The organism is Sandarakinorhabdus rubra, from assembly GCF_010994245.1.
Classification (GTDB): Bacteria; Pseudomonadota; Alphaproteobacteria; order Sphingomonadales; family Sphingomonadaceae; genus Sandarakinorhabdus; species Sandarakinorhabdus rubra.
The window spans coordinates 1-9032 of sequence record NZ_WMHO01000099.1 but is presented as its reverse complement, the minus strand read 5'-3'; the positions used below and the strand labels follow the sequence as shown (position 1 = coordinate 9032).

The 9032-nt window shown below is 68.0% G+C and carries 10 protein-coding genes; 4 read left to right on the top strand and 6 right to left on the bottom strand.

All coding sequences use genetic code 11. The annotated features are described in order from the left end of the window. Positions 1–219 precede the first annotated feature (219 nt). The gene (locus tag GJV64_RS07755; RefSeq protein ID WP_164156692.1) at positions 220–564 is read right to left on the bottom strand and encodes a ribose-phosphate pyrophosphokinase; all 345 of its coding nucleotides are present in this window, start codon (positions 562–564) and stop codon (positions 220–222) included. A 65-nt stretch (positions 565–629) separates the two neighbouring features. Between GJV64_RS07755 and GJV64_RS07750 the strand changes: the two genes are divergently transcribed. From GJV64_RS07750 to lptA, 3 genes are read left to right on the top strand one after another with little or no spacing between them, the layout of a single operon-like run. Then, positions 630–1244 (top strand): ribonuclease D, encoded by a 615-nt coding sequence (locus GJV64_RS07750; protein WP_164156691.1) that lies wholly within the window; start codon positions 630–632, stop codon positions 1242–1244. Between the two features lie 24 nt (positions 1245–1268). Further along, on the top strand, positions 1269–1928 hold the full coding sequence (gene lptC, locus GJV64_RS07745; protein WP_164156690.1) for an LPS export ABC transporter periplasmic protein LptC: 660 nt from the start codon (positions 1269–1271) through the stop codon (positions 1926–1928). A gap of 8 nt (positions 1929–1936) precedes the next feature. Beyond that, positions 1937–2446: a lipopolysaccharide transport periplasmic protein LptA gene (gene lptA, locus GJV64_RS07740; RefSeq protein ID WP_164156689.1), complete on the top strand. Its 510-nt coding sequence runs from the start codon at positions 1937–1939 to the stop codon at positions 2444–2446. Here the strand turns inward: lptA and GJV64_RS07735 are convergent. Both GJV64_RS07735 and GJV64_RS07730 read right to left on the bottom strand, forming a co-directional pair. After that, positions 2406–3281, bottom strand: coding sequence for an alpha/beta fold hydrolase (locus tag GJV64_RS07735; protein ID WP_164156688.1), 876 nt, complete (start codon positions 3279–3281; stop codon positions 2406–2408). The genes lptA and GJV64_RS07735 overlap by 41 nt on opposite strands. Before the next feature lie 64 nt (positions 3282–3345). After that, positions 3346–4428: an alanine racemase gene (locus GJV64_RS07730; protein WP_164156687.1), complete on the bottom strand. Its 1083-nt coding sequence runs from the start codon at positions 4426–4428 to the stop codon at positions 3346–3348. An 85-nt stretch (positions 4429–4513) separates the two neighbouring features. Here GJV64_RS07730 and GJV64_RS07725 point away from each other — a divergent pair, with 85 nt between their 5' ends. Then, a complete protein-coding gene (locus GJV64_RS07725; protein WP_164156686.1) occupies positions 4514–5488 on the top strand; it encodes a protochlorophyllide reductase in 975 nt (324 codons plus the stop codon). Positions 5489–5504: 16 nt separating this feature from the next. Here the strand turns inward: GJV64_RS07725 and GJV64_RS07720 are convergent, their stop codons facing one another. The 3 genes from GJV64_RS07720 to GJV64_RS07710 form a co-directional block, all read right to left on the bottom strand. Continuing rightward, entirely contained in the window at positions 5505–6389 is an 885-nt protein-coding gene (locus GJV64_RS07720) for a hypothetical protein (protein ID WP_164156685.1), read from the bottom strand. A 176-nt stretch (positions 6390–6565) separates the two neighbouring features. Further along, positions 6566–7726, bottom strand: a complete 1161-nt coding sequence (locus tag GJV64_RS07715) for a Coenzyme F420 hydrogenase/dehydrogenase, beta subunit C-terminal domain (RefSeq protein WP_235927652.1) — start codon at positions 7724–7726, stop codon at positions 6566–6568. A 144-nt stretch (positions 7727–7870) separates the two neighbouring features. Continuing rightward, positions 7871–8905 carry a lipocalin-like domain-containing protein gene (locus tag GJV64_RS07710; protein ID WP_164156683.1) on the bottom strand — a complete coding sequence of 345 codons (1035 nt, stop codon included), beginning with the start codon at positions 8903–8905 and terminating at the stop codon, positions 7871–7873. Positions 8906–9032: the final 127 nt, after the last annotated feature.

Genomic DNA, 9032 nt, shown 5'->3' with positions numbered 1-9032 from the left:
CGCCATGACGCGGTCCCCGCCGCCGCCGCCAGTGGCGCAGGCCGCACCGCCGCGCCCGCCGGCCATGGCCAGCCCGCCGCCCGCCGCCACCTGGCGCGCCCCTCCGCCGCCCCGCGAAGGCAACCGCGGTGGCGGGTGGAGCGGCGACGGCGGCCGGCGCGGTGATGGTGACAGAGGCGGCGACCGAAGGGGCAACCGCCAGCGCGAATGAGCCTGTCCCTATCGCGCCTGCCAATAGGCAAAGGCCCGGGCCTGCAGCTTGGCAACGAAGGCCCGCGCTGCCGGCCCGGTCCAGACGGCCGGGGCATCACGGCGGCCTACCCACCAGCCCTGGCCCGGCAGGCGATCGGATTCGCGCACCACCAGCACCGCCAGCTCCGGCTCCCCGGCGGCCGCGCCTTCGGCATCGATCGCGTCCAGCAACCGGCACAGCGCCCGCATCTTGGGCCGGCTGAAGCGATAGCCCAGCGCCAGCAGCATTTCGGAATAGGACAGGTCGCGCCCTCCCCGCGCCGCTGCCACCAGCAGCGCCTTCACCTCGGGCAGATCGGCCGGCGACACCATGGCAGCGGCATAGCCGGCTTCGGCAACGGATGACAGGGTGGCACCGCCCTGCTAACTGGGCGGCCATGACCGTTTATCTGCATGAAGCCGATCTGCCCGCCGGTGTGCTGGCCCCCGGCCCAGTGGCCGTTGACAGCGAGACGATGGGGCTCAACCCGAACCGCGACCGGCTGTGCCTGCTGCAGATCAGCGACGGCCAGGGCGATGAGCACCTCGTGCGCTTTGCCCCCGGCCAGTATGACGCGCCGGTGCTGAAGGCGGTGCTCGCCGATCCGGAACGGCTGAAGCTGATGCACTTCGCCCGCTTCGACATGGCGGTGATCCACCGCTTCCTGGGCGTGTGGGCGACCCCGGTGTTCTGCACCAAGATCGCCTCCAAGCTGACCCGCACCTACACTGACCGCCATGGCCTGAAGGACCTGTTGAAGGAGGTTCTGGGCGTCGAGATTTCCAAGCAGCAGCAGTCGAGCGACTGGGGCGCCGCCGAGCTTTCCGACGCGCAAAAGGAATATGCGGCCTCGGATGTGCGCTATCTGCACCGCGCCCACGCCGTGCTGGCGCAGCGTCTGGCGCGCGAGGGGCGCACGGCCCTCGCGCAGGCCTGTTTCGATTTCCTGCCGGCCCGCGCCGAGCTTGATCTGGTCGGCTGGCCAGAGGCTGATATCTTCTCCCACCTGTGACGGCCTGCTGAAAGCCCACCCGCCATGGCCTCGCCCCCTGTTTCCCCCGCCGGCCTGTCGCCGCGGCTGCTGTCGCGCCGACAGCAGGCGGCGCTGCCGGGCAGCCCGCATGATCAGCGCATGGCGGTGCTGAAATGGCTGCTGCCAGCCGCAGCCCTGGTGATCGGGCTCACCATCCTCATCTGGCCGCTGGTGGCAGCGCAGGAATTTTCCTTCCTGCTGGCCAAGGACCAGGTGGCGCTGGCACCGGAACGGCTGCGAGTGGACCGCGCCCAATATCGCGGCAAGACGGGCGCCGGAGAGGCCTTCACCATCAGTGCCGACAGCGCCCTGCAGCGATCGAGTGCGGTCCCGGTAGTGGAACTGAAGGCGCTGTCCGCCAAACTTGATGGCAAGGATGGCCCGGCCAGCGTTACGGCGCCGTCGGGGCAGTATTTTCTCGACGAGGACCGGCTGGAAGTGGCCGGTCCGGTGGCGCTGCGCTCCGACGGCGGCTACAGCCTCGATGCCGAGACCGTGTTCATTGATCTGAAGCGCCGTACGGTGAAAACCGATGCCGCGGTGTCAGGCCGGCTGCCGATGGGCAGCTTCCGCGCCGACCGGATGAGCGGCGATCTGGCCGGCAAGCGGGTGTCGCTGATCGGCGGTGCCCACTTGCGCATCAACCAGCGCGGCGGCACATGATGGCGGCGATGATCCGTCCCCTCCTTGCCGGCTTGGCCCTGTTGGGCGCCACACCCACGCTGGCACAGCGTTTTGATTCAAGCGCGCCGATCGATGTCGATGCCGCGCGGATCGACATTGCGGATGCCGAGAACGAGGCGATCTTTTCAGGCGCCGTGGTCATCCGCCAGGGCAATCTCACCCTCAATGCGAACCGCGTGCGCATCACCTATCTGAAGGACGCCAGCGGAAATCCCCAGGTGCAGCGGCTGGATGCCCTTGGCGCCGTGCGGCTGGCGCAGGGAACGATGCGCGCCACCGCAAACACTGGTATCTATGACGTGAACGCCCGGCTGGTCACCTTGTCCGGCAACGTGAAGATGGACCGCGACGGCAACCGGCTGGAAGGCGCGCGGGTGGTGTGGAACCTCAACAGCGGCACCAGCAGCTTCGATGCCCGCACCGCTGCCAACCCGGGCGGCCGCGTGACCGGCCGCTTCACCGTGCCCGAGAAGAAGGCGGCGACACCGCCGAACTGAGCCGGCGGGCCGCCGCCTGCACGAGGTCGGGGCGTTCCAGCGGCAGGAAATGCGTTGTGCCGGCCACCCGCTCGGCCGCGATGCATTTGGGGTGCACGGCCATCGCCGCCAGCTCGCCATCGCGGACGGTAGAGCCCTGTTCGCCGGCCAGCAGGATGAACGGGCAGGAAAGCGCCGCCAGCGCCGGCTCGATATTCGGGGTGACAGCACGGAAGGTCGCCGCCTCGAAGGCCGGGGTGCAGGCCAGTTCCACGCCATCGTCGGTCTCCATCAGCCCGCCATCGAGATAGGCATCGAGATCGGCGTCCGACCAGGTGCGGAACACGCCGCGGCCATGATAGGCAGCGCGCGCCTCGTGGCGGCCATGGAAACGCCCGCGACGCCGCGCCGCCTGATCGGCCATCGGGTTGGGCGTGACCACGCCGGCCCGCACCTCGGCCGCGACATCGAAGGGCAGCATCGCCGGATCGACCAGCAGCAGCCCCGCCACCCGTTCCGGGCACGCCACGGCGGCCAGCAGCGACACGGCGCCGCCCATCGAATGGCCGGCGAGCAGCCATGGCCCCTTCTCGTCGATCACGTCGAGCAGCCGGTTCAGATCATCGGCAAACTGGTCCCAGCTGGTCAGCGCTTCGGGGTCTCTCGGCAGGCCGGTGAAGCCGTGGCCGCGCGCATCGCTGGCAGTGATGGCAAAGCGGTCGGCCAGCGGCGCCAGCAGCGCGGCATAGAGCTGCGCATTCATGCCGGTGGCGTGGGCGAAGTGCAGGCGCATCCCCTGCCCGCAGCTGATGGCCGAAACCGGCCCGGCCGGGGTGGAGATGGTGAGGCGCTGCATGGCCGCCTGATAGCAGGCCGTTCAATCCGGGGCAGTGCGCTGAATTGCCAGCCAGCGTGCCGGCTCAGCCCGTCACGCGGCGCGCATCGATCGGCCAGCGCTCGAGCCGGCCATCCTCGTCTGCGACGAAGAAGGCGTCGTGCAGCGCCACGGTGGGATCGACATGGCCGGGCTGCAGCCACACCAGATCACCCTCTGCCGCGCCGCCGGGCGGCAGAATAGCGCCATGCTCATCGCCCATCAGGCGATGCTGGCTGCCGGCCGGCTGTACCACGCGCGGCGGCGGGCCATTGGGGTGCAGCGCCTTGTGCCCGGCATCGCACGTCACATGGCTGGCGTGATTGGCCGACACCACGCTCGCCGCCAGATACAGCGCCGGCAGGAACGGCAGATCCCCCAGATCGCCATATTCGACATCCATCAGCGCATAGCTGCCGGCCTGTATCTCCGTGTAGAGGCCTGCCGCCAGATCCATCGCCGCCGTGCCGGTGCCGCCGCCAGTTACCTGTGGCGGGGCGAGGCCTGCTGCCGTCAGGCCCGCCACCAGCGCGTCCAGCCGCCCGGTCCAGGCGGCGTGGGCAGCGGCACGCTCACCCGGCGGCAGATGCTGGTGATGCCCGCAATAGGCCTGGATGCCCGCATAGTTGAGATGCGCAGACCGGGCGATCGCAGCGGCAAGGCCGGCGGCAGCCTCTGGTGCCACCCCGGCCCGGCCCATGCCCGGATCGATATCGACATAGAGGTCGAACACCACCCCGGCAGCGCGCGCCGCCTGTTCGGCGCCGGCCAGCTGGGCCGTGCTGTCGATCACCGCGCCCACCCTTGCGCGCGCGACCAGTGCGGCCAGCCGCGCCCAGCCCCACGGCGGCACCGGCGCTGTCACCAGCACATCGGATAGGCCGCCAGCGACGAAGGCTTCCGCTTCGCCCACCGTCTGGCAGCACAGGCCCACCGCGCCGGCGGCCACCTGCCGCCGGCCGAGCATGCTGCACTTGTGCATCTTGCCATGCGCGCGCAGCCGCACGCCGTGCGCATCACAGGCGGCCTGCAGGGCGGCGAGGTTCTGCTCCATCGCCGCCCGCCTGATCACCAGCGCCGGCGTGACCGGCGGCTGCACTCTTGCGAGAAAGTCAGGAAGCGGTTGCATGGCCCAATCCTAAAGGCCCCGCCTTGCCGCGGCCACGGCTTTGAGTCAAAGAGCCGGCGAACAGGGCCCGCATTACGGAGACTCCATGTCTGAACAACCTGTGGTGATCATCACCGGCGCCTCATCGGGCGTGGGCCTGTGGGCGTCAAAATCCCTGGCAGACCGCGGCTGGCTGGTGATCATGGCCTGCCGCGATCTGGCCAAGGCCGAGACCGCTGCCAGCGAGGTGGGCATCCCGGCGCAGAACCGCCGCATCCTGCACATTGATCTGGGTGACCAGGCCAGCGTGCGCCGCTTTGCCGATGAATTCCATGCGCTGAACCTGCCGCTCGATGCGCTGCTCCTGAACGCCGCCGTCTATCTGCCGCGTTTGGAGGCGCCGCTGCGCTCGCCGGAAGGCTATGAAATCAGCGTGGCCACCAATTATTTCGGCCATTTCCTGCTGGCTCATCTGCTGATCGACGATCTCAAGAAGGCGAACGGCCGGCGCGGAACGCCTTCGCGCCTCATCACGCTGGGCACGGTCACGGCAAACAGCGAGGAGTTTGGCGGCAAGATCCCGATCCCGGCCCCGGCCGACCTCGGCGATCTGGCGGGCCTGAAGGCCGGCTTCAAGGCACCGATCGCGATGATCGACGGCAAAGATTTCAAGCCCGGCAAGGCCTACAAGGACTCAAAGCTCGCCTGCATGATCATGAGCCGCGAGTTCCAGAAACGCTGGGGCGATACCGGCGTGGTGTTCAACACCCTCTATCCCGGCTGCGTGGCTGACACCCCCCTGTTCCGCCACACGCCGCCGGCCTTCCAGCGAATTTTCCCCTGGTTCCAGAAGAACATCACCAAGGGCTATGTGTCCCAGCCGCTGGCCGGCGAGCGCACCGCAGCTGTCGTCGCCGATCCAGCCTTCGCGGCCCAATCGGGCGTGCACTGGAGCTGGGGCAATCGCCAGAAGGAAGGCCGCATGCCCTTCGCTCAGCCGCTGTCGGCCCGCGCCACGGCCGAAGTGCGCAACGAAGCCCTGTGGGACCTGACGTTGAAGGCGGTGGGGCTGGCGGGGTGAACCGCCAGCCGCGCACTCAGCGGCGATAGAAGCCGATCGAGGAATCCAGTTCCCCGTAACGGCGCATCAGATAGCTGCGCTGTTCGCTGCTGTAACCGGTGCGGCCATAGGCGGCATCGAGGCGCTGCAGATCACCCATTTGCGCCCGCAGCAGCCCGACCTGGGTCGCGTTCAGACGACCGGCGCGCTGAGCAGCCTGCATTCTGGTTTCCATCTGGGCCCAGCGCTGGCTGTTGCGGTCGTTGCCGAAGCCGCCGCCCAGCATGCCGCCCATGCGGCTGTCGATCCGGGCAAAGCGCGCCCTCAGATCGGCCTCTTCTCGGGCATCGAGGCCATTGTATTGATAGCGCTGCTCCAGCTGGCGCAGGCTGCGCCAGTCGCTGCGCAGCTGCGTGGCGCCCGCCTGGCTTATGCTGCGGTTGCGGAGCGCTTCGTTGAGGCGCTGCTCGAACAGCCCATCCTGCCGGGCCAGTGGCTGCCAACGGTCATTAGATTGATCGTTGTCCTGGTTGCCATATTGGCCGTTGCCGTACTGACCGTTGCGCTGGCCGTTGTTCTGATAGCCGACCTGCTGCGACAGGGCGCGATAACGGTTGCGCAAGTCCTCGCGCTGCTGCGGCTGCATCGGGCCATTGGCGGTGTACTGCGCCTCCAGGCGCACGATATCCTCATATTCGCGGCGCATCCCGTCAGCCTCGTTGCGGCTCAGTGCGCCATCACGCACGGCGGCATCGATGCGGGCATCGAGCTGTTCACGGCGCTGCTCGAACGGGCGGCGGCCCTGGTTCCAATCGGACTCCAGAGTCTGTTCAGCAGCCTGATTATTACCGAACACATTGCCGAACAATTGTTCGAAAATATTTCCCCGAGAATCCTGTGCAGACGCAGAAACGGACATCATCAGAGCGGCGGCAGATGTAACTGATAGCAGGTAAATTTTCATTTTTGATTGTGCCTTTACAGAGCTTGCAAAGTGCCAATTTGCAGTTCTCAATAACACATTATTTCTGAATATCTCACAACAATATATTTGTTATTATATTTGTGCCGCTGCGCCGCTTCCCCGGCGGGGGTTGCTCAATCGCGGCGTTCGCCCGGCGCCGGCTTCAGCCCATAGCGCGCCACCAGCGTCCACACGTGCGGGGGGATCATGTTCTTCATCATGGCGGGCGCCTCGCGGCGCAGGTGCAAGATCGTCTCGATGGCCTTCATCTCGACGCGGGTGCGGGCGAATTCCTTGCCCTTGGGGCCGACGAGCGGCATCAGCTTGCCCACCAGCGGCCGGATGAATTTCGGCATGCGGCGCAGTGGGAGACCGCCGGCGGCGCGTTCGGTGTTGGCGAGGAAGCCCTTCACCGGCCCGGCACGCTTGGAGCCATCGGGCTTGCCGTTGTCGTCGGGTTCCGCCAGCGCCACCTCGTCCCCCAGCAGGCCGAGCAGTTCGGCGCCGCGATCGTTGCGGACAAGCAGCCATTGCTCACCGGTGCCGCCCATGTAGCCAACAGTGATGTCTGCCAGGCTGTTGGTGTAGTCGACGCAGGTGCGGCAGGTGAGCGGGAAGAAATCCGGCCGCAGATCAGACAGCGGCAGCATCAGGAAGGGGATGTCCTTGCGCTTGCCGTCGTCGAAGCGCAGCTCGACATGATAATCGGCCTTGAATTCGAGATAGGTGATGGTCTCCGGCTGGTCGGAGAGCAGCGACAGGAATTCGTGGAAATTCTCGGTCGTGGTGTTGTCGCTGCACGGCGTGCCGATCACGTAGAGGCGCTCGAAGCCCAGCTTGGCCTCCAGCCTTCTCAGCGCGTGGATCTGGCACGGGATGCCGATGATGCCGATGCGCTTGAACCCAGCGGCGCGGGCCGGTTCCAGCAGTGCCAGCAACGGCGCGTACCCCATGCGCATGCCGCGCACCTGCGCCATGGCTTCGGGCCTGATCACCATCACCGGGCGCGGGCGCCACTTGTCGCTGGGGTCGGGCGCCATGGTGAGGATCGCATCGACTGCGCCGGTTTCCAGCAACCGCTCGCCCAGCCGGCTGGTGATGCCGGTCCATTGTGCGCCTGCAGACGGTTGTTTCAGCCGCGCCTTGGCCATGCGCTGGAACGGGCCGAAGAACAGCTCGTCAGGCCGGCTTTCATCGCGGGCCCGGCCGTGCACCTGGGCTTCCATCGCGGCATAGTCGGGCTTGATGAACTGGCAGGCGGTGCCGCAATCGGTGGGCGTGGATGTGCGCGACACGCCGCAATCGGTGCACAACCCGCGCGGGGCAGCGGGCGCAAATTCGGGCGCAATCAGGCCGGTGTCAGTCAAAGTCTGTCCCCACGATCTATGGCACCCCTGCCTGCCGCCGCTGTTAGCCGCCCGGCCTTCCCATCTGCAACACTACATTCGCAGCGGTAGGCCATAGCCGGTGAGTTCCAGGTAGCCGCGCCCGCCAGGCACGGTGACGGCACCTTCCCAATAGAGCGGCCCGCCGGCGGCGCGGCTGTCCAGTTCCTGGTCGGGCATCAGCGGCGTGACGGCGATGCGCTGCCAGCGCCCGCCGACCCGATATTCGACCTGGGGACGCACCGGCCAGCGCGCCTTGCTGCGCGGGCTTTCCCACCAGCCGGCGTCCTGCCAACGCACATCCTCACGGCCCAGCACGGTGAGGCGGCCATCGGCGGCGCGGTGGCTGCCGCCCGCCCACAATGCGCCACCCTTCCCGTCCCGCACCCGGAACAGGGTGAGGGCGCCGCCACCATCGAGGTTGAGGCCCAGCCAGTCCCAGCCCACGGCCCCGGGATTGAGCAGGGTGGACGACCATTCCCGGTCCAGCCAGGCCGTGCCGGTCACCGGCTTGCCGTTCAGCCGGCCGGAGACGGCGAGATGGGGCCAGCTGTAATAATGGCTGGCCTCATGCGCGTGCGGCCCCTTGCGGCTGTAGCCGCCCTCCCCCTGCAGGATCACGCCCTGCGTGGGGGTGAAGACCAGATCGAGGGCAAAGTCCCGATCACCAGCGCGGGCGTGGAGGCGGCCGTCGCGCCCACGCCACAGCCGCCAATCGTCCAGCTTCACGTCCATGTCGCCCAGTTTCGCCTCGGCCAGCCCGAAACCGGCGCGGGCGATGCGCGCGGCGTGCAGCAACCGGCCACGGGCCGGATCGGCCAGCGCGGCATGGGCAAAGATCACCTGGGTGGGAGCAAAGCGGGAGGGATGATCGGCCGCGATGCCTGGTTTGGTGCGGAAGAAGGTGACCTGGAAGCCCTTGCGGCCCTGCGGCGTGTCGATCTGGCCGGTGATGTACCACCATTCGGTGCGGAATTCGGGGTGGGCGCCATGATCAGCCGGGAAGCGCAAGGGCACGCCAGGGCGCACCGGGGCAAAATCGGCCGCCAGCAGCAGTGGCGTCAGGAGCAGCAGCAGGAGGCGGCGCATCACCAGTCTGCCCGTACGGCCAGCACCGCGCCCGGCCCCAGCGCCCGCCGGCCGGCGACCAACGCTGTGATCCCGGCGCTGGCCACCAGCGCCACCACCAGCGCACCCAGCAGCGGCCACGGCAGCG

Excerpts from the sequence above, each read along its gene's own strand:
- GJV64_RS07730 (WP_164156687.1), bottom strand. The coding sequence starts at position 4,428 with ATGCAACCGCTTCCTGACTTTCTCGCAAGAGTGCAGCCGCCGGTCACG.
- GJV64_RS07710 (WP_164156683.1), bottom strand. The coding sequence starts at position 8,905 with ATGCGCCGCCTCCTGCTGCTGCTCCTGACGCCACTGCTGCTGGCGGCC.
- GJV64_RS07755 (WP_164156692.1), bottom strand. The coding sequence starts at position 564 with ATGGTGTCGCCGGCCGATCTGCCCGAGGTGAAGGCGCTGCTGGTGGCA.
- lptA (WP_164156689.1), top strand. The coding sequence starts at position 1,937 with ATGATCCGTCCCCTCCTTGCCGGCTTGGCCCTGTTGGGCGCCACACCC.
- GJV64_RS07735 (WP_164156688.1), bottom strand. The coding sequence starts at position 3,281 with ATGCAGCGCCTCACCATCTCCACCCCGGCCGGGCCGGTTTCGGCCATC.
- GJV64_RS07720 (WP_164156685.1), bottom strand. The coding sequence starts at position 6,389 with ATGATGTCCGTTTCTGCGTCTGCACAGGATTCTCGGGGAAATATTTTC.
- lptC (WP_164156690.1), top strand. The coding sequence starts at position 1,269 with ATGGCCTCGCCCCCTGTTTCCCCCGCCGGCCTGTCGCCGCGGCTGCTG.
- GJV64_RS07725 (WP_164156686.1), top strand. The coding sequence starts at position 4,514 with ATGTCTGAACAACCTGTGGTGATCATCACCGGCGCCTCATCGGGCGTG.
- GJV64_RS07750 (WP_164156691.1), top strand. The coding sequence starts at position 630 with ATGACCGTTTATCTGCATGAAGCCGATCTGCCCGCCGGTGTGCTGGCC.